This window comes from Candidatus Poriferisodalis sp. (genome assembly GCF_965208555.1).
In the GTDB taxonomy this organism is placed as follows: Bacteria; Actinomycetota; Acidimicrobiia; order Acidimicrobiales; family Poriferisodalaceae; genus Poriferisodalis.
In genome coordinates this window covers 1-18,281 of record NZ_OZ242342.1, presented here as the reverse complement: position 1 = coordinate 18,281, position 18,281 = coordinate 1, and the positions used below count along the sequence as shown (strand labels likewise).

18 protein-coding genes are annotated in these 18,281 nt (G+C 67.8%); 12 read left to right on the top strand and 6 right to left on the bottom strand.

What is annotated here, in order from left to right; translation table 11 throughout:
• Nucleotides 1–57: 57 nt before the first annotated feature.
• From ACOGXE_RS00375 to ACOGXE_RS00365, 3 genes are read left to right on the top strand one after another with little or no spacing between them, the layout of a single operon-like run.
• On the top strand, nt 58–372 hold the full coding sequence (locus ACOGXE_RS00375) for a WhiB family transcriptional regulator (protein ID WP_419931985.1): 315 nt from the start codon (nt 58–60) through the stop codon (nt 370–372).
• 45 nt (nt 373–417) lie between these two features.
• Nucleotides 418–1,503 carry an anthranilate phosphoribosyltransferase gene (gene trpD, locus ACOGXE_RS00370; protein ID WP_419931984.1) on the top strand — a complete coding sequence of 362 codons (1,086 nt, stop codon included), beginning with the start codon at nt 418–420 and terminating at the stop codon, nt 1,501–1,503.
• 1 nt (nt 1,504) lies between these two features.
• Nucleotides 1,505–1,741 carry a hypothetical protein gene (locus tag ACOGXE_RS00365; protein WP_419931983.1) on the top strand — a complete coding sequence of 79 codons (237 nt, stop codon included), beginning with the start codon at nt 1,505–1,507 and terminating at the stop codon, nt 1,739–1,741.
• On the opposite strand, the gene ACOGXE_RS00360 is transcribed toward ACOGXE_RS00365, so the two are convergent.
• On the bottom strand, nt 1,734–2,627 hold the full coding sequence (locus ACOGXE_RS00360) for a serine/threonine-protein kinase (RefSeq protein ID WP_419931982.1): 894 nt from the start codon (nt 2,625–2,627) through the stop codon (nt 1,734–1,736). The two genes, ACOGXE_RS00365 and ACOGXE_RS00360, sit on opposite strands and share 8 nt — an antisense overlap.
• Nucleotides 2,628–2,708: 81 nt before the next feature.
• On the opposite strand from ACOGXE_RS00360, the gene queG reads away from it, so the two are divergent.
• The 4 genes from queG (at nt 2,709) to ACOGXE_RS00340 (ending at nt 6,810) form a co-directional block, all read left to right on the top strand.
• Nucleotides 2,709–3,911 carry a tRNA epoxyqueuosine(34) reductase QueG gene (gene queG / locus ACOGXE_RS00355; protein ID WP_419931981.1) on the top strand — a complete coding sequence of 401 codons (1,203 nt, stop codon included), beginning with the start codon at nt 2,709–2,711 and terminating at the stop codon, nt 3,909–3,911.
• Nucleotides 3,911–5,023, top strand: a complete 1,113-nt coding sequence (locus ACOGXE_RS00350; protein ID WP_419931980.1) for a glycosyltransferase family 4 protein — start codon at nt 3,911–3,913, stop codon at nt 5,021–5,023. Before queG ends, ACOGXE_RS00350 begins: the two co-directional genes overlap by 1 nt.
• 136 nt (nt 5,024–5,159) lie before the next feature.
• The gene (locus ACOGXE_RS00345) at nt 5,160–5,600 is read left to right on the top strand and encodes an SRPBCC family protein (RefSeq protein WP_419931979.1); all 441 of its coding nucleotides are present in this window, start codon (nt 5,160–5,162) and stop codon (nt 5,598–5,600) included.
• Nucleotides 5,601–5,625: 25 nt separating this feature from the next.
• Nucleotides 5,626–6,810: an aminotransferase class I/II-fold pyridoxal phosphate-dependent enzyme gene (locus ACOGXE_RS00340; protein ID WP_419931978.1), complete on the top strand. Its 1,185-nt coding sequence runs from the start codon at nt 5,626–5,628 to the stop codon at nt 6,808–6,810.
• 27 nt (nt 6,811–6,837) lie between these two features.
• On the opposite strand, the gene ACOGXE_RS00335 is transcribed toward ACOGXE_RS00340, so the two are convergent.
• Nucleotides 6,838–8,331, bottom strand: a complete 1,494-nt coding sequence (locus ACOGXE_RS00335) for an FGGY family carbohydrate kinase (protein ID WP_419931977.1) — start codon at nt 8,329–8,331, stop codon at nt 6,838–6,840.
• Nucleotides 8,332–8,419: 88 nt separating this feature from the next.
• Here ACOGXE_RS00335 and trkA point away from each other — a divergent pair, with 88 nt between their 5' ends.
• Genes trkA through ACOGXE_RS00320 form a run of 3 tightly spaced genes read left to right on the top strand, consistent with a single transcriptional unit; the run spans nt 8,420 to nt 13,040 of the window.
• A complete protein-coding gene (trkA, locus tag ACOGXE_RS00330; RefSeq protein WP_419931976.1) occupies nt 8,420–9,763 on the top strand; it encodes a Trk system potassium transporter TrkA in 1,344 nt (447 codons plus the stop codon).
• Nucleotides 9,760–11,475 (top strand): TrkH family potassium uptake protein, encoded by a 1,716-nt coding sequence (locus tag ACOGXE_RS00325; RefSeq protein WP_419931975.1) that lies wholly within the window; start codon nt 9,760–9,762, stop codon nt 11,473–11,475. Before trkA ends, ACOGXE_RS00325 begins: the two co-directional genes overlap by 4 nt.
• Complete coding sequence (locus tag ACOGXE_RS00320) at nt 11,472–13,040, top strand: TrkH family potassium uptake protein (protein WP_419931974.1); 1,569 nt, start codon at nt 11,472–11,474, stop codon at nt 13,038–13,040. The genes ACOGXE_RS00325 and ACOGXE_RS00320 overlap by 4 nt, the downstream gene beginning before the upstream one ends.
• On the opposite strand, the gene ACOGXE_RS00315 is transcribed toward ACOGXE_RS00320, so the two are convergent.
• The 4 genes from ACOGXE_RS00315 to ACOGXE_RS00300 are packed head-to-tail and all read right to left on the bottom strand — an operon-like array spanning nt 13,032 to nt 16,111.
• Nucleotides 13,032–13,631 carry a GerMN domain-containing protein gene (locus ACOGXE_RS00315; protein ID WP_419931972.1) on the bottom strand — a complete coding sequence of 200 codons (600 nt, stop codon included), beginning with the start codon at nt 13,629–13,631 and terminating at the stop codon, nt 13,032–13,034. The two genes, ACOGXE_RS00320 and ACOGXE_RS00315, sit on opposite strands and share 9 nt — an antisense overlap.
• 53 nt (nt 13,632–13,684) lie before the next feature.
• Nucleotides 13,685–15,100 carry a sensor histidine kinase gene (locus ACOGXE_RS00310; RefSeq protein WP_419931971.1) on the bottom strand — a complete coding sequence of 472 codons (1,416 nt, stop codon included), beginning with the start codon at nt 15,098–15,100 and terminating at the stop codon, nt 13,685–13,687.
• 1 nt (nt 15,101) lies between these two features.
• On the bottom strand, nt 15,102–15,782 hold the full coding sequence (locus tag ACOGXE_RS00305; RefSeq protein WP_419931970.1) for a response regulator: 681 nt from the start codon (nt 15,780–15,782) through the stop codon (nt 15,102–15,104).
• Nucleotides 15,779–16,111 carry a hypothetical protein gene (locus tag ACOGXE_RS00300; RefSeq protein ID WP_419931969.1) on the bottom strand — a complete coding sequence of 111 codons (333 nt, stop codon included), beginning with the start codon at nt 16,109–16,111 and terminating at the stop codon, nt 15,779–15,781. The genes ACOGXE_RS00305 and ACOGXE_RS00300 overlap by 4 nt, the downstream gene beginning before the upstream one ends.
• A 144-nt stretch (nt 16,112–16,255) precedes the next feature.
• Between ACOGXE_RS00300 and ACOGXE_RS00295 the strand changes: the two genes are divergently transcribed.
• The gene (locus ACOGXE_RS00295) at nt 16,256–16,762 is read left to right on the top strand and encodes an NUDIX hydrolase (protein WP_419931968.1); all 507 of its coding nucleotides are present in this window, start codon (nt 16,256–16,258) and stop codon (nt 16,760–16,762) included.
• A 14-nt stretch (nt 16,763–16,776) separates the two neighbouring features.
• Nucleotides 16,777–18,123: a DNA polymerase IV gene (gene dinB, locus ACOGXE_RS00290; RefSeq protein WP_419933546.1), complete on the top strand. Its 1,347-nt coding sequence runs from the start codon at nt 16,777–16,779 to the stop codon at nt 18,121–18,123.
• Nucleotides 18,124–18,281: the final 158 nt, after the last annotated feature.

Sequence of the window (18,281 nt, the reverse complement as noted above, 5' to 3'; positions counted from 1 at the left end):
TCCGCCACACGGATTGCGAGCGCACGTTCGGCAAGCCCCGACCCGATACGGGTCGTCGTGGACCAGCACGGCGGCCTCACCACCGATCTGCTCGCCTGGCAGCGTCATGCGGCGTGCCGGGGCCTCGAAGCCGAGATCTTCTACCCGCCTGACAGCGAAGATACAGGCGATGACGAGGCCGCCTTCGAGGCAAAGGCAGTCTGCGCCGCTTGTGCCGTATCGGGCGAGTGCTTGGAGTACGCCATTGCGGTGCGGGAGAAAGAGGGCGTCTGGGGCGGGCAAACAGCAGCCGAGCGCGTTCGCATCATTCGACGCCGGCGTCGCGCCGCAGCACGCGCCCGCAACGCGCAGGCGGCTGCAGCGTCCAACTGATCCTCGCGGCCAAGCGGTTGCAGGCCCATCGCTAGCCTCCACAGGGTGAACGCGGTCACCACACCTTCCCTGGATCACTTCGGCGGCTGGAAGGCCGTCTTGACCGATCTGGTGGCGGGCATCGATCTCAGCCCAGAGGTAGCGCGGGCAGCTCTCGGCAGCATCCTCACCGAGCGCGCCACCGATGCCCAGCTCGCCGGATTCATCATCGCCTTGGGCATGAAGGGCGGTTCCGTCCCCGAACTGACGGGCCTTGTCGACGCGATGCATGATGCCGCCGTACCGCTGCATGCTCCCGATGGCGCTATCGACATCGTCGGCAGCGGCGGCGCGCCCGTCAGGCAGCAGCACGCGCTCAGCGTGTCGACGATGGCGGCGTTCGTGGCCGCCGCAGCCGGAGCAGTGGTGTGCAAGCACGGTTCGGTTGCAGCCACGTCGTCGTCAGGTTCCTTCGACACCCTGGGAGCGCTCGGGGTGGCGATTGGCCTGGGCGGTCCGGCGGTCGAGCGGTGCATCTCCGAGATCGGGCTGGGATTCGCCTTCGCCAAGACCTTCCATCCGGCGATGCGCTTCGCCGGTCCGGTGCGCAGCGAGCTCGGTGTGCCCACCACCTTCAACTTCCTCGGGCCGCTGGCAAACCCCGCCAAGGTCCGGCGGCAGGTGCTGGGCGTGAGCGACCCGGTCATGGCGCCGCGCGTTGCCGGTGTGCTCGCCGCACGGGAGTCGGAGCACTGCCTGGTGGTTCACGGCGCAGACCGTCTGGACGAGATCACGCTGACCGATCTCACGCGCATCTACGAAGTTCGCGACGGCGAGATCTCCGATGAGTTCCTCTTCGACCCGCCGTCAATCGGGCTGGAACGCGTCAACCGCGCCGCACTGTGGGGAGGCAGCCCGGAGCAGAACGCCGACATCCTGCGAGCGATCGTCGCCGGCGACGAGACTGGGCCCAGAGCGCAGATCGTTCAGCTCAACGCCGGTGCCGGCTTGGTGGTCGCGGGCCTTGCCGATGGGTTCGCCGAGGGATACGAGATGGCGTGTGCCGCCGTGGCCGACGGACGTGCAGCGGCGCAGCTCGAAGCAGCCGTCAGCCTCACGAACGATCTGGCCGCCGACAGCTCAGCATCTTGACGTGGTTGTCGGCCTCTCCTTGCCGTTCGGCGTAGGCGACCTCGTGCGATTGACAGGCACCTCGGACGAGCGCCGTGCCTCGCTGGTGGGCACCACTGGCACTGTCGTCGGGGTCCGCCCGGGGGATCGGCGCGTGATGGCGATCGTCGCCTTCGATGAGGGTCCGTCTGAGACCGTTCTGGTGTACGGGATGGACGAAGCCGAGGTAGTCGAGCGCTATCGCCACGGCGTCAGCTGATCCCGCTGCGGAGGCGGCGCAGGAGGCCTCGGCGGCGTTCGCTTTCGTGGGCGGGCACTTCTACCGTCGCCAGGGCGGCGGCCAGGTCGGCACCGCTGGCGAAGCGATCGTCAGGTGCTTTTGCCATCGCGGTCAGGATGATCTCGGACAGCTCGGCACCCACACCTCGTTCGGCGGGATCCGGCGGTGGTGTGCGGACATGTGCGTGCAGCAGGTCGTTGCGCTCGCCGTAGAACGGTGCCGAGCCCACGGCGAGCACGTACAGCGTCGACCCGAGGCCGTAGATGTCAGTGCGGGCATCGCTGGGCTGCGCGAGCGCCTGCTCGGGAGAGAGATACATGGGCGACCCGTACACCCGGCCCGGCGGCGACGGCGGCCCGTCGAGGTCGTGCGCTAAACCGAAGTCGAACAGCACCGCCCGGTCGCTGCCGTCGGATTGAGCATCGAGCATGATGTTCGACGGCTTGACATCACGATGGACGATCCGGTGCGCATGCACATGATCGAGCGCAGCGCAGATCTGCTGGACAATGGCGATGCTCTCAGCGAGCGTCGGCGGGTGGCGGCTGCCGCACCGGTCGGCCAAGGTCTCGCCCTCGACGATCTCCATCTCCATGAAGTGAGCCCCGCCGATGACGCCGGCGCCGTGGACGGCGAGGACGTTCGGATGATCCAGTCGCGCCATCAGCTCGTACTCCTGCTCGAAGAGCGAGCGAATCTCCGCGCGCGCCTCGGCGAACGGTGTCAGCACCTTCAGCCCGACTTCGTCGCCTCGCAGCGTCGTTGCTCGGTAGCAGTGGGCCACGGTGCCGCGGCCCAGCAGACCGGTGATCTTGTACGGGCCGTACTGGCGGCCAACCCAGACGTCAATTTGGTCTTCGTACATTGCACCGGCCGGCCTCGAGCCATTTCCAGCATAAAACGATGCGTGGAGAGGTGAGCCTCACTGTCACGGCACACTTGAGCGATGGCCGCCGGCGCAGACAACATATTGCTCACCCAGATCCGGCAGATCGCGGCAGACGCCGGTCTCGATGCCGTCGGTGTCTCCGACGCAGCGCCGTTCACACAGGCACGTCGAGCGATCGATGAGCGCAAGGCGGCCGGTTTGCATGCCGGCATGTGGTTCACCTACGGGAGGCCCGAGCGGTCGACGACTCCCGAGAACATCCTGGCAGGAGCCCGCAGCATCGTTGTGTGCGCACGCACCTACGATCCGCCGGATACTGCTGCTGCCGCTCGAGACACAGGCAACCGAGGCCGCGGCGCCGTGGCGGCGTATGTGGCGAACGACGCCTACGGGGCGTTGCGGGACGGCCTCGACCGCATCTGCGCTGTGTTGCAGGGCAGCGGTTTCGCCGCCGTTGCGGTGTGCGATGACAATCGCCTGGTCGACCGAGCGGCTGCAGCCCGTGCCGGATTGGGATGGCTCGGCCACAACACGATGCTGCTGTCTGCCGAGCTGGGGTCGTGGACGGTGCTGGGCTCAGTGGTCACGACCGCAGCGCTGCCTGCGTCCGAGCAGACCCAGACCGATGGCTGCGGCACCTGCCACCTGTGCCAGTCCGCCTGCCCGACGGGTGCGCTGGACACGGCAGGCGTGCTCGACGCAAACCGCTGCCTGGCATGGCTCGTTCAGGCGCCGGGGACCTTCCCGCCGGAACACCGGGTCGCCCTCGGCGATCGCCTGTACGGCTGCGATGACTGCCAGACCGTCTGCCCCTTCAACGATTCCGCAGCGGCGCCTCAGCGCAGTGACGCACTTCACAGGAGCCGACCGGTTCGGCTGCGCTCACGCCGTGACGGTGCCACCCGCGGCGCCTCGGTCGACGTCATCGACCTGCTTCAGATGACCGACGACGAACTCATGGCGGCCTTCGGGCATTGGTACGTGCCGCGCCGACAGCCCTGCTACCTGCGGCGCAACGCCCTGATCGTGCTGGGGAACGTCGGCGATCCCTGCTCGACCGCCGTCGAGGGGGTACTGCAGCAATCGCTGTCGTCACCGTCGGACGTGGTCGCTGCGCACGCGGTATGGGCGGCACGCCGGCTGGGACGCGAGGATCTCGTCGCCGAAGCACGATCCGCCGGGCTCGGGGACAACGATCCGGACGGCCTCGTGGCAGCAGAGCTCGCCAGATCGGTGCCTGCGCGGCGCGCAGCCGTCTGATGCGCCCCCACCTGCTCGTCACCAACGATTTCCCGCCCAAGGTCGGCGGCATCCAGAGCTACTTGTGGGAACTGTGGCATCGCCTGCCGCCCGACCGCACCACGGTGCTCACGACACCCCACCGCGGCGCTGCGCCGTTCGACGCTGAGCAGCCGATGCGGATCGTCAGAACCCGCGATCCCGTGCTGCTGCCGCATCCGGGCTTGGCCAAACGGATCCGTGCCGTCGCCCGCCAGGTCGGCGCCGAGATCGTGCTGCTCGATCCGGCCCTGCCCCTCGGCGCGCTGGGGCCACGGCTCGGCGTGCCTTACGGCGTGGTGCTCCACGGTGCCGAGGTGACGGTGCCGGCACGCTTGCCCGGCTTGTCTGCTGTTCTGTCTGGTGTGCTCCGGGATGCCGAGATGGTGATCTCGGCAGGCGGATACGCGGCAGGCGAGGCGGAGCGATGCGCGTCGCGGTCGCTGCCGATCACCGAGGTGCCTCCCGGGGTCGACACCGACCGGTTTGTGCCTCTCGGAGCTGCAGAGCGGCTGCACGCCCGCCAGAAGTTCGGCGTGGATCCGGGCCCGCTAGTGGTCTGCCTGAGCAGGTTGGTCCCGCGCAAGGGCTTCGATGTGGTCATCGATGCCGTGTCGCAGCTGGCCTCGAAACATCCGGGTCTGCAGCTGGCGATTGCTGGTGCCGGACGCGACCGGCGACGGCTGGAACGGCTCGCCCGACGCTCCGATGCTCCGGTTGTGTTCCTGGGTCGCATCAGCGGCGACGATGTCCCGCTGTTCATGGCAATGGGCGATGTGTTCGCTGCGCCGTGTCGCAGCCGGTGGGCAGGCCTCGAGCAAGAGGGGTTCGGCATCGTGTTCGTCGAAGCTGCCGCATGCGGGTTGCCTGCGGTGGCAGGTCGATCGGGCGGCAGCCATGAAGCGGTGGCTCACGGCCGAACCGGCTTCGTGGTGGATCGGCCCGGGCACTCCGATGACGTGGCCGCCGCCATTGATGACCTGCTGTCGCGCGATGACCGCGGAGCCGCAATGGGGTGTGCGGCCCGCCGAGGGGTCGAGCAGAGATTCTCCTACGACGAGCTGGCAGCCAAGCTCGAAGCGGCGCTCTCCTGACAGAGCACCCCGCCGGCGGCAGCGGCGAGTGTCAGAACCGTGAAGATGCTGTGACTATGAGCCATTGCCGGCCGCGATCCTGAGACAATGGAAGCCCGGCAGCACACAGGACGTGGACGCGACGATGATCGACGAGATGACAATGACCACGGTCGTGACTGCATCGCCCGAAGACTGCTACGCGCTCATCTCCGACATCGAGCACTATCCCGAGTGGGCAACCGACGTCTCGTCCGCGACGGTGATCGAAAGCGATCCGGACGGCCGGGCTGCGCAGGCCGCGTTTCGCGTCGAGGCACTGGGACGGTCAGCGAGGTACACGCTCGCCTACGACCACGGCGGCGCGCCGCACCGGATCTCGTGGAAGCTGGTCGACGGCGACGTCCTCAAGCAGCTTGACGGCAGGTACGAGTTCAACCCGGCAGCCGAGCCTGGCCGCACCGAAGTGCTCTACCAGCTCGCCCTGGAGTTAGCGGTGCCGCTGCCCGGCTTTGTCAAGCGCCGCGCGGAGCGACGCATCGCACACACGGCGCTGGCCGACTTCGCGGCGCGGCTCGAATCCGGGCCTGCGAGCTAGAGCGTCCAGGGCCGCCGCCATCGCCATGGAGTTCCGCCGCATCGGTGGCCTGCCGCCGTACGTCTTCACCATCATCGACACGCTGAAGATCGAGCGCCGACGGGCCGGTGCCGACGTCATCGACCTGGGATTCGGCAATCCCGACTTGCCGTCGCCCGATCGTGCCGTGAAGAAGCTGGCGGAGGCTGCCCTCAACGCCCGCAACCACCGGTACTCGGCCAGCCGCGGCATTCCCAAGCTGCGCGCCGCTGTCGGCGACCTGTACCGGCGCAAATGGGATGTCGAGCTCGATCCCGACACCGAGATCATCAACACGATCGGTGCGAAGGAAGGCTTCTCGCATTTGATGTGGACCTTGCTGGCTCCCGGGGACGCCTGCTTGGTGCCGGCGCCCTCCTATCCGATTCACATCTTCGGACCGCTGTTCACCGGCGCGAGCGTGCGAGAAGTGCCGCTCGACGTCGGCGAGACGTTCTTCGAACGGCTGGTCGAGAGATTCGAATACTCCTGGCCGCGGCCACGGGTGATCGTGCTGTCGTTTCCGCACAACCCCACCACTGCCTGCGTCGATCTCGAGTTCATGCAGCGCATCGTGGACTTCGCGCGCGAACGGGAAGTACTGCTCGTTCACGACTTTGCCTATGCCGACCTGGGTTTCGACGGCTATGAACCGCCGTCGATCCTGCAGGCCGATGGCGCGAAGGAGGTGGCTGTCGAGTTCTACAGCCTCACCAAGTCGTTCTCGATGGCGGGCTGGCGAGTCGCGTTCTGCGTGGGCAACGCCGAGGTGATCGCAGCGCTTGCCAAGCTCAAGAGCTATCTCGACTACGGCACATTCCAGCCCATTCAGATCGCTGCGACGGTGGTCATGAATGAAGATCAGGACTTTCCCTGTGAGGTGCGGGAGACCTACCGCAATCGGCGCGATGTTCTCGTGCGTGGGCTGGGCCGCATCGGCTGGGAGCTTGCGCCGCCGAAGGGGACCATGTTCGCGTGGGCCAAGATCCCCGAGCCGTACCGCCACATGGGCTCGGTCGATTTCTGCAAGCTGCTGGTCTCGGAGGCGAACGTCGCCCTGTCTCCGGGCATCGGTTTCGGTCCTGGCGGCGAGGGCCATGTGCGCTTCGCGCTGGTCGAGAACGAGCATCGGATCCGCCAAGCGATCAGCCAACTGCGCGGCGCTCTGGATCAGTTAACGCCGCCAAGTTGACGTCCCGCTGCGGCGGCGGCAGTGCCCTCAGTCGGGGGACCAGTGCAGTGTCCGTTGGAGTGCCTGCCGCCACAGCGCATGAAGTCGATCCGCACCGGCCCGGTTGCCTGATGGCTCGAAGCGGCGGTCGAGCCGCCACACCGACGCCGCCTCGGCGGGGGACGACCAAACGCCCTCAGCGAGGCCGGCCAGCATCGCCGCCCCCAAAGCAGTGGTCTCCGTGACGATCGGCCGGCTGACGGGAGCGTCGAGTTGGTCGGCTTGGATGCTGCACAGCAGGTCGTTCACCGCCGCGCCGCCGTCGATCCTGAGCTCGGCGATGTCGCGCCCTGCGCCTGCGCTCATCGCCTGGGTGACATCACGGGTCTGCAGGGCCATGGACTCGATCGTGGCCCGCGCAATGTGCGCTGGCGTGGTGGCAAATGTCAGGCCCATGATTGCTCCACGAGCGTTCGGGTCCCACCAAGGACTGCCCAGTCCGGCGAATGCCGGCACCACCACGACCCCGGCGCTGTCGGGCACGCTGCGGGCCAGCGACTCGGTCTCGGCAGCATCGCTCGCGCCGGCGAGGACTCCCGTCAGCCAGCCCACTGCCGAGCCGGTGGCGAAGATCGAGCCTTCGAGCGCGTAGGTCGGACCTTCGCCGAAGTCCCAGGCCACGGTGGTGAGCAGCCCGTCGATGGGCGCTGGGCACGTGTCGCCGATGTTCATCAACACGAACGATCCGGTGCCGTAAGTGTTCTTGGCCATGCCGACTTCGTGGCAGCCCTGCCCGAACAGGGCGGCTTGCTGATCCCCGGCCACTCCGCTCACTGCGACGCCCGGACCCAAGGCGGTGGTGTCTGCGGTGCGGCAGAAGCGGCCGACCGATGGGCGGATCTCGGCCAAGGACGACTCAGGCACCGACAGCAAGTCGCACATGGACGCGGACCAGTCGCCCGCGACGATGTCGTACAGCAGCGTGCGCGAGGCATTCGTCGGATCCGTGGTGAAGGCAGCGCCCCCGCTCAGCTTCCACATGAGCCAGCTGTCCACTGTGCCGATGGCCAGATCCGGGTGCGGATGCACCCCCCCGTGACGCAGGAGCCATTCGGCTTTGGTGCCGCTGAAGTATGGACTGAGCACCAGGCCGGTTCGTTGCCGGACCTCAGGCAGGTGGCCGGCGGCTTCCAGTTCTTCGCAGCGTGCCGCTGTGCGGACGTCCTGCCAGACGAGCGCGCGTGCAAGCGGCTCGCCCGAGCGGCGGTCCCATGTCACGACCGTTTCCCGCTGATTGGTGATGCCGATGGCCGCCACTGCCGGCATCCGGCCATCGCCGAGCGCCCGCAGGCCGGCACAGAGATCGTCCAGCGTGGCTGCTGTGGCCTGCCAGATCTCGTTCGCATCGTGCTCGACCAGGCCCGGTCCGGGGTAGTGCTGCGCGAACGGTCGGTAGGCGTAGGCGAGCTCGCTGCCTGTCTCGTCCACCGCCATCGAGCGCACCCCGGTCGTGCCCGCGTCGATTGCCACGACAAGTGCCATTCGGTCCTCCGGTGAGGTGGTTGAGTACGACGTTGCGGCCACGCAGGATGACGGGCCGCAACGGTGCTGCTGAGTAGATTCGCAGATTGTGAGGATTCTCGTGGTGGGGGCCGGCGAGGTCGGAAGCTACATCGCCGAGCGCCTGAGCCGTGAGGGAAACGACGTCGTCGTCGTCGATCAGCATTCCGGCCGGCTCGCTGCGCTCGCCTCAGAGGTCGACTTGCTGACGGTGCACGGCAGCGGCACGAATCCTCGCGTGCTCGACGAGGCCGGTCTCGAGCGTGCCGAGGTGGTGGTGGCGGTTACCGACTCCGACGAGGTGAACCTGCTGGCGTGCATGCAGGCCAAGCAGTGTGGCGTCCCTGCCACGGTTGCCCGCCTGCAGGACAGCGACCTGCGAGGTGCGTCGGGCCGCAGCCTGCGCAACGCCATCGGCGTCGACCTGGTGCTCGATCCTGATGAGCAGACCGCCGACTCCATCATGGATCTGCTCGTGTATCACGGTGCGTCGGACATCAACGAGCTGGCCAACGGCGAGGTCCTCGTCGTCGGTGCTCGCCTCGCAGACGATGCGCCGCTGGTCGGCATGACCATGGCGGAGGTCGGCGCCTTCTATGAGCCGGAGTGGGACTTCATCTTCGGCGCGCTGTCACGTGGCGGGGAGACCACCGTGATGCGCCGCGACACGACCCTGCAGCCGAATGACCTGCTGCGAGTGGTCTGCCGGCGTCAGGGCCGGCGCGAGCTCATGAAGATCATGGGACTGCACCGCTCTGAGCTGCGCCGTGTGATGATCCTGGGCGGCGGCCGGACCGCCGGCCTGCTGGCGGGCCGTCTGCTGGAGCGCCATATCGAGGTCGTCATCATCGAACTGGTCCACGAACGCTGCCTCGAGCTCAGCGAGCGCCACGCAGGTGCGCTGGTGCTGCATGGCGACATCACCGATATCGATGTACTCGAGCGCGAGGCCATCGGCACCTTCGACGCGGTGGTCGCTGTGACCGGCGAGGACGATGCCAACGTGCTGGCCTGCCTGTACGCCAAGTCCGAGGGCGCCAGCGAGGCCATAGCCGTCGTGCACCGCCTGTCCTTGCTGCCGTTGCTGGAGCAGGTGGGCATCGATGCCGCACTGTCACCGCGTACAGCCAGCGCCAACATGGTGTTGCGAATGGTGCGCGGAGATGTCACAGCAGTGGCGACGTTCCTCCAAGGCGACGTCGAGGTGCTGGAGTTCGAGGTGGGGGCAGGTTCTCGGGCTGACGGATCGGTCGTGAGGGATCTGCACCTGCCGGGCCAGATGCTGCTCGCGGCGATCCTGCGGGACGGCAAGGCCCGTATCGCCCGAGGCCGGAGCGAGCTGAGGGCGCGGGACCACGTGGTCGCCTTTGTGACGCCTGACTGCGTGGACGAGGTCAAGCAGGCCTTTCGGTGACACCGCGTCCGGCTCGCCGGGCTTCCGAGCGCGAGCGGCTGCGTCGGCTCGTCGTGCGGGTGGTGCGGGCCGCGGATGGTGCTTTGCACCGGTGGGCACGCGGGCCATACGAGTCGACTCTGACGGTGATCGTGCTCGTGGTGCTCGCCGCCGCCCTGCCGGTGTTTGCTGCGTGTGCACTCTTCGACTGGCTTGCCGGGGGACGGGTTGCAGCGAGCGGCGAGTCCGGCACCGACGCTGTCCCGTTGCTGATCGCCGGCGTGGCGATCGCCGTGTTCGCTTTGGGGCTGCTCCGGCTGTGCAGGTTCGAACGACGCGTTACCGAGCGTCAGACGCTGACGGCGCTCGTATTGGGAGCATTTGCAGCGGTAGCTGCCGTGGCGATCGCCCACCTCGCGACCGGCGCGGTGGAACCGACTGCGTTGGCGACAGCGTTTGCCGAAGCCGCGGCGACAGTGACCGGCACCAACAGCACGTCGATCCCCGAGGCCGCGTTCGGAGAGGGCAAGCTGGACCTCGGCGGCGGGATGCTGGCCCTGCGAGCCTTCGGGCAATGGCTGGGCGGGGCAGCGTTCATCGTCGTGCTCGTGCGGGTATTGCCGCATCTCGGTGTCGGAGGCCTCGACGCCGACGGGGGGGTGGCGACCCGTTCGGCTCGCAGGCTGGCACCGCGCAGCGCGGGCACGATGGGCCGCCTGCTGCTGCTCTATGGAGCGCTGACCGTGCTGGTGGCGGTCGGTTACGCACTGGCGGGCATGCCGGTGCTGCAGGGTGGGCTGCATGCGCTGACCACCGCGTCGACCGGCGGATTCTCCACCTACGCAGACTCGCTGCGCTACTTCGATTCGGCTGCTGTCGAATGGGTGGCGATCTTCGGCATGGCAGCCGGCGGCGTGAGCCTGCCGCTCATGTTCCTGGCGATCCGGCGGCGTGACCCTGCGCGCTTCATTCGGAGCTACGAGTTCCGGCTCTACGTCACGCTGATCGTGCTGTCCGCCGTGGCGGTGGCACTGCTGCCTCGCGACGGATTCGACTGGCAGAGCACGCTCGGCGCTGACCACATTCGCGAATCGCTGTTCACCGTGGTGTCGGTGATCTCTACCACTGGCTTCGAGAGCATCACGTCGTTCGTGGATCTGTCGACCGGCAGCCAGGCGGTGCTGATGGTGTTGATGCTGGTCGGCGGCATGAGCGCATCGATGGCCGGCGGATTCAAGGTGGTCCGCCTGTTGACGTTCGCGTCGTTCATCGGGCGTGAACTGCGCCGGGCGATCTACCCGTCGCTGGCCGAGCGACTGCGCCTCGGCCGCTCGACGATTGCCGAGACCACGATCAGCCGCATCAACGGGGAACTCCTGCTGGTCGGGTTGCTGATCATTCCTGCTGCCATCGTGCTGGGCGCCTGCGGGCTCGACATCGTCGGTGCACTGACCTACGCCGTGTCGACGCTGTCGAATGTCGGCCCGGCGCTGTCGTACGTCGACCCGGCGCTGTCGAATGTCGACCCGGCGCTGGACACCGTGGGCTCGACCGGGCACCTGGCAGCGCTGAACGGGCTGGGACGCATCACTGCGGGACTGCTCATGCTGGGCGGACGCATATCGGTGACAGCGGCGGCGGTGGCGCTCAGCGTCGCGGCATACCCGGCGGTCGCCGCGGTTCGGCACGGAGGCTGGCGCCGGCGCACGCCCTCTCCAGTGAGAACGCGATGAACGGCTTGGCAGTGCGGGCAGGGCGACGCTTTGAGTCCACCCCGGTGCACATCAGCGGGGCGGCGCTGCTGTTCGTGGGTATCGGCATGGCGATCTCTGCCGGGGTGGCGCTGATCGACGGGGGCGGCGGCGCAATGGCACTGGCGGTCTCCGCAGTGATCACCGTCAGTGCCGGCGGCATCATGATGGGCAGCACGACGGCGTCGGACCGGTCAGACTCCCCGCTGGCGTTCGCTGCGGTGGCGTGGGCGTGGCTGGCGGTCTCGGTGGCCGGAACGTTGCCCTACCTGTTCAGCGGCGTGATCGGCTGGAACGAGGCCGACAACGCGCTGTTCGAATCCGTTTCCGGCTTTACCTGCACGGGTGCCACGATCCTGGCCGATATCGACGGAGTCGCCCACGGGATCCTCTTCTTCCGCAGCATGACGCAATGGTTCGGCGGCATGGGCCTGATCGTGCTGGCCGTGAGCGTGCTGCCGGCACTGAAGGTCGGCGGCCTGGAGCTGATTGCCAATGAGGCCCCGGGCCCGACGGCCGACCGCTTCACGCCCCGCATCGCCGCCACGGCCCGGCGACTGTGGCTGCTGTACGGAGGATTCACACTCGCCATGGCACTCGGCCTGTTGGCAGCCGGTCTGAGCCTGTTCGACGCCGTCGCCCACGCCTTCACCACGGTGGCCACTGGCGGCTTCTCGACTTACTCGGCATCGATCGCCGCGTTCGACTCTGTGGCAGTCGAGACAGTGGTGATTGCCGGCATGATCACGTGCGGCGCGAGCTTCTCGATCCACTGGCACGTGATCACGCGCACCAAATCGCAGCGGCGGAGCTACTCGGAGCTGCGGTGGTACCTGGGCCTCATCGTCGGTGCCGCATGTGCCTTGCTGTTGCTCAACTCAGGACGGCTCAGCATCGGCGCCAACATTCGCGAAGCGGCGTTCTACGCGGCGTCGCTGGGATCCAATACCGGTTATGGCCTCACTGACTACACCCACTCGCAGTTCTGGACCCCGTCCGCGCAGCTAGTCCTGCTGGCGCTGTTCGTGATCGGCGGCATGACTGGCTCGACGGCAGGCGGCATCAAGGTCCTGCGGCTCCAGATCATGGTCCGGTACGCGTTCCGCGAGGTAATCCGCGCTCGCCACCGCAGGGCGGTGCTGCCGATGCGGCTCGGTGACACCACCGTGCCGGAGGATATTGCGGCACGGGCCTTGGGCTTCGTCCTGCTGTATCTGGGCTTGGCCCTCGCGGGGGGCGTGTTGATGACTGCTCTGGGCAACGATCTCGAGACGGGGTTCTCCGGCGCGGTGTCGGCCATCGGCACCGTCGGGCCAGCACTGGGCGAAGCCGGGCCGACTGCGTCGGCGCTGGCGTTCGAACGCGGGTCACGACCAGTGATGATGGTGCTCATGCTGTTCGGCAGGCTCGAAGTGTTCCCCACCATGCTGATGTTCGTGGCTGCGATGCGTGCGGGTACGCGCTCGCGCTTCGTGCGGACCTCGGCGAGGCGCGGACCGCGCCGGCGGACACGCCTGCCCATGAATACGGCTGGCCCTTCAGCCTGAGGCGACCGAGCGCAGCGGGGTGAGCGGCATCAGCTCGCTGAAGTCGTCAACCCGCAGGACGCGGGGAAGCTCATCGGGCCGCACCTGGGCGATCGTCCCGGCCCCGTCGGGCAGCGACTGCGCGACCCCGTCGAGAAAGAACAGCACGCCTTGGCTGTCTCGGGCGAGCGCCGAGGCCGTGAGCACGAGTTGGGCCACGGCACGCACCCTCTGCGCGCCCTCGACTTCGAAGAAGACCTCGTTGAGGTGGATCGATACCACGTTGTTGCGCAGGAGCTGCACGTCAACGACCTCAGTGCCTGCCGGGATAGCGGACTCGAGTCCGTTCTCGGCTTCGTTCGGCGTGGGGCCGGCAAGCAGGTTGTTGAGGGGAGCATCGAGGAAGACCGGTGCAGCGAGCGGCCGCTGCAGTTCCACGAGCAGGCCGTCGCGCAGGAAGTAGACCGCGTGCAGCGATGTGGTGGGGGTATCGGTCGCTGCCCCGACCACCGGTTCGTTCTGATCGGGAAAGACGCCTGCGGGCACTTCGACACGGGTGGGAGCGTCGTCGGTCGGCAGGCCGCAGGCGGTGGCCGCCATTGCGCCGGCCACGACCGCCCAGGCGCCTCGCGATACAACCCGCCTCAGCGCGCAGCGGGGGAGTCTCACCGGTGCCCCGCAATGGGCAGCTCGACCACGAAGCGAGCACCGCGCTGGCCGTCAGCGCGGGACTCGACATGCACTGAGCCCCCGTGGCGCCGGGTGTGCTCGTACACCAGCGCCAAACCGAGGCCGGCACCGGTGCCGGCTCCCCGTTTGCGTGCCGCTGCACCCCGCGTGAAGCGCTCGAAAACCAGATCGCGCTCGGACGGCGTGACGCCCGGCCCGCCGTCCTCAACGGCGACTCTCACCGAGTTGCCGGGACGTGAGATCCCGACGCGGGTGACGCCGCCGCCGTGCTTCTCAGCGTTGCGCAGCAGGTTGTCGAAGACCTGTGCGAGCCCGCGCTTGTCGCCGATCACGACGGCGTTGGTTGCAGCCGCGGTGATGTCCAGCTCCACGTCGGGCCCGAGCGCGCTGACGCGATGCTGGACCAGCTCGGTGATGTTGACCAGGCCCCGCTCGAAGACCGATCCCTCGGCATCTGGCCGGGAGATCTCCAACAGGTCCTGGACGAGCTGCTGGAACCGGTCCACTTCGGCGGCGAGCAGATCGAGCGCGGTCGCTCCCTGAGCCGACAGCTCATCACGGTGGCCGTTCAGGTAGTCGATGGAGCTCCGCAAGGTCTGCAACGGCGACCGCAGCTCATGGCTCACATCGGACGCGAACCGCGCATCTCGCGCGATTCGACGCTCCATGGCATCGGCCATGTCGTTGAAGGACTCGACGATGACGGCGAGGTCGGGGTCGTCGCTGCGCTCCACTCGTGTGTCGAATCGGCCATGAGCGATCGAATTGGCAGCATCGGAGACGGTCGCCAGCGGCCGCAACAGCCGTCCCCCGGCCCAGGCACCGACGGCGACGCCAATCAGCACCGTCAGCGCAGCTCCGACGCCCAGGATCAGGCGCAGACTGGCGAGCGTGGCCTCGATCTCTGACAGGGGGACGACCTCGAAGTACAGCGTCTCGCTGAGTTGGGAGACCGCGGCAGGACGCAAGCGCAAACCGAGCGCGAGTTGCGGGACGCCGTCGAGCCGGTACCGCATCGCATGGGCTTGGCCGGACCCTTCGACTGCTGCGACGAGGTCGTCGGGAAGGTCGCTCGGCACCAGTGATGGGGATCGCCAGACGTCTGGTCCGGTACGGACGATGGAGCGGCTGCCGCTGAGGCTCGGCAGCGACTCGAGCAGCACGGCGAAATCTGGGCTTTCTGCGCGCAGTGAACCCTGCACCTGCGTGGCGTTCGCAAAGAACTGAGCCTCGGAGGAGTCCTGGCGCAGGCCCAGCATCGAACCGCGGGAGAGGCTGTACGTCATCACCACGAGCAGGAACGCCGCCAGCATCGCGCCGAGCGTGAAGGCACCGACGACGCGGGCGCGAAGCGGCAGCCGGCGCAGCGGCCGCGGCCAGCGCAGCCTCATGTCAAGCTCGCAGCTTGTAGCCCAAGCCGCGAGCCGTTGCCACGTAGCGCGGGTTGGCCGGGTCGTCCTCGATCTTGAGGCGCAGCCGGCGGATGTGCACGTCGACGAGTCGGCCATCGCCGAAGTAGTCGTAGCCCCAGACTCGCTCCAGCAGTTGCTCGCGGCTCAGCACTTTGCCGGGATTGTCGGACAGTTCGCAGAGCAGCCGGAATTCGGTCTTGGTGAGGTGCAGCTCATCCCCGCTCTTGGTCACGACGCCCTCGTCGGGATAGATCTCGAGGTCGCCGACCGTTCGTGGCAGCCCGCTGCCGTCCACCGTCCGGCTCCGCCGCAGCAGGGCCCTGATTCGTGCTGAGAGCTCCTTGGGAGCGAACGGCTTGGTGAGATAGTCATCGGCGCCGGCCTCGAGTCCGGCAACGACATCGTGCGTGTCGTCGCGGGCGGTCACCATGATGATGGGCACGTGGCTGATCCGCCTGATGGAGCGGCACAACTCAAACCCGTCGAGACCGGGCAGCATGATGTCGACGAGCACGACATCGGTGCTCTCGGGTGCGAAACGCTCCAGTGCTTCCTCGCAGGATTCAGCCTCGCTGACTTGCCAGCCCTCGTCCTCGAGCGCTAGGCGCAGCGCCGTGCGGATCCGCTCGTCGTCCTCGACTGCGAGAACGTTCGTCGTCATTGCCGAGCCCCCTTGCCCCTGCGCTGCTGCCCGTTCCTGCGCAGCTGCGCTGGGGCCTGATCGGCCCATTCGCTCATGGAGCGAAGCACCAAGGCTGCGAGCGCAGCCACGCCCGCCGCTGCCGCCAGGGCGCCGATGACAGCTCCGCCGAGTGTCGGGGCGACACAGCCGCCGCTGCACTGCAGGGCGGTCGTGGCGTACCCGGCCAGACCCCCGCACACCGCCGCTACGACAATGGCCGCAAACGCCAGGGCCCGCGCCAGCACCGACGGCAATGCCGTGGGCGCCGCGGTGAGCTCAATGCTGTCGCCATCGTCGTGCATGCTCACCAGCGCCATGGTACGGCCAGGCGTGAGCCAGCTCGTCACTCGCCCTGCTGTCCCTGCTCATGTTGCCCGTTCCTCTCGGAAACGGGCTCACGGGCCGCTCGGGCTCGGGGCTCAGCCTCCGGCCCTGCATGGCAGACTGCCCCAATGCCCTCTGACGTGCATCGATGGGCCGTCGCCGGCGGCATCCTCGCGCACGATGGCGCCGTGCTGATGGTCAACAACCGGAGGCGCAACGGCAGTACCGATTGGAGCACGCCTGGCGGGGTCGTCGATCCGGGCGAGACGGTGCTCGGAGCTCTGACACGCGAGGTGGCCGAGGAAACCGGATTGCAGGTCTCGGCCTGGGACGGGCCCCTGTACACCGTCGAGGCAGATGGCAGTGACGGACCCGGCTGGTTCTTGACGGTAGAGGTTCACGAAGCTCGGCACTGGAGCGGCGACCTGGACATCGCCGATCCCGACGGCATCGTCTTCGACGCCCGATGGGTGCAAGTCGGCGAACTCGAAGAGCTGCTGACCGGCCAGTACGCATGGATGGCAGAACCATTGCTGGTTTACCTGGAAGGCAGCGCTCCGCGAGGCCACGTCTTCCGGTATGCGGTGACCGGCAACCACCGAGACGGCTTGGTGGTGACGCCGGCGACGCGCTGAGGGTGACGGAGCGCATGCGCCGCGACGAGTTGCCGATTCTGCATGTCGACATGGACGCGTTCTACGTGGAAGTCGAACGCATGCGCGATCGGGCGCTGGTCGGGCGCCCGGTGATCGTCGGAGGTTCAGGAAGGAGGGGTGTTGTCGCATCTGCCAGCTACGAGGCACGTGCAGCAGGTGTGCACGCCGCCATGCCGACGGCGCAGGCGCGCCGTCTCTGTCCTTCCGCGGTGGTGGTCACCTCGGACTTCTCCGGCTACATCGAAGCCTCCGCGGCCATCGCAGAAGTCTTCGAGTCGGTCACGCCCCACGTGGAGCCGATTGCGCTGGATGAGGCATTTCTGGATGTGTCCGGCGCCCACCGGCTGTTCGGCTCATCGTCGGAGATCGCCTGGCACCTGCGCAACGCGGTCCGGGAGGCGGTAGCGCTCGACTGCTCCGTCGGCGTCGCTTCCAACAAGACGCTGGCGAAGCTCGCTTCGGTCGCGGCGAAACCGACGGTGCACGCTGATGGGCCGCAGCCAGGACTCGGTGTTCGCGTGGTCAGCGTCGCCGAAGGGCTGGCATTCCTGCAGGCGCACCGCGTGGAGGCGCTGTGGGGGGTCGGACCGGTAACGCTGCGCCGGCTCAACGAGATCGGGGTGTACACCGTGGCCGACCTGGCCGCCCTTCCGCTGGAGCGGCTGGTCTCGACCGTCGGTGCTGCGCACGGTGCGCACCTTGCCGCCCTGGCGCAAGGGATCGACGACCGGCCCGTCCATCGAGGCGGATTGCCGCGTTCGGTCAGCCACGAGCAGACGTTCGAGCACGACCTGACTGACATCGATCTCATCCGAAGCGAAGCGGTGCGACTGGCCGACGCCGTCGCATCCCGCCTGCGGTCCAACGGGCTGTCGGGGCGGACCGTGACCGTCAAGATCAAGCACCCCGACTTCTCGCTGCGGACACGAGCACACACGCTCGGCGAATCGATCCAGACCGGCCGCGCGCTGGCACACATTGCACAGCGACTGATCGCCACGCTGCCGCTCGAGCGGGGAATCCGCTTGCTGGGCGTCGCGGTATCGAGCCTGGAGGAGGCGGCATCCGCAGACTCGGCAGTCGCGACCGGGCATGTTGACGGGAGCGACGGGGATTCATCGCCGCCACGCCAACTGGAGTTGGACCTGGACGTGCCGCTCGGCGCCGGGACCTCGGATGATGTCGGGACAGCTTGGGGTCCCACGGGTGATTCCGAGCTCGATCTCAGGCTGGCAGATGCCCTTGATGCCATCCGGAACCGCTTCGGCCGCGCGGTGATCGCCCACGGCCCAGCCGCCCTGCGCGACGACGCGCCGGGGGAGCGCCGCTGGGGCCGCTGAGCGCACGCCATCACCTGGGTGCGTGGAAGTAGTGCCGGGCGCGGTCCTACACTGGCAGCAACATCGGCGATACAGCATTTGGAGCCTGTGCGTGCCGCTTTCGGAAGACGAACAACGCATCCTGCTCGAGATCGAGAAGGACTTCTACGACACTGACC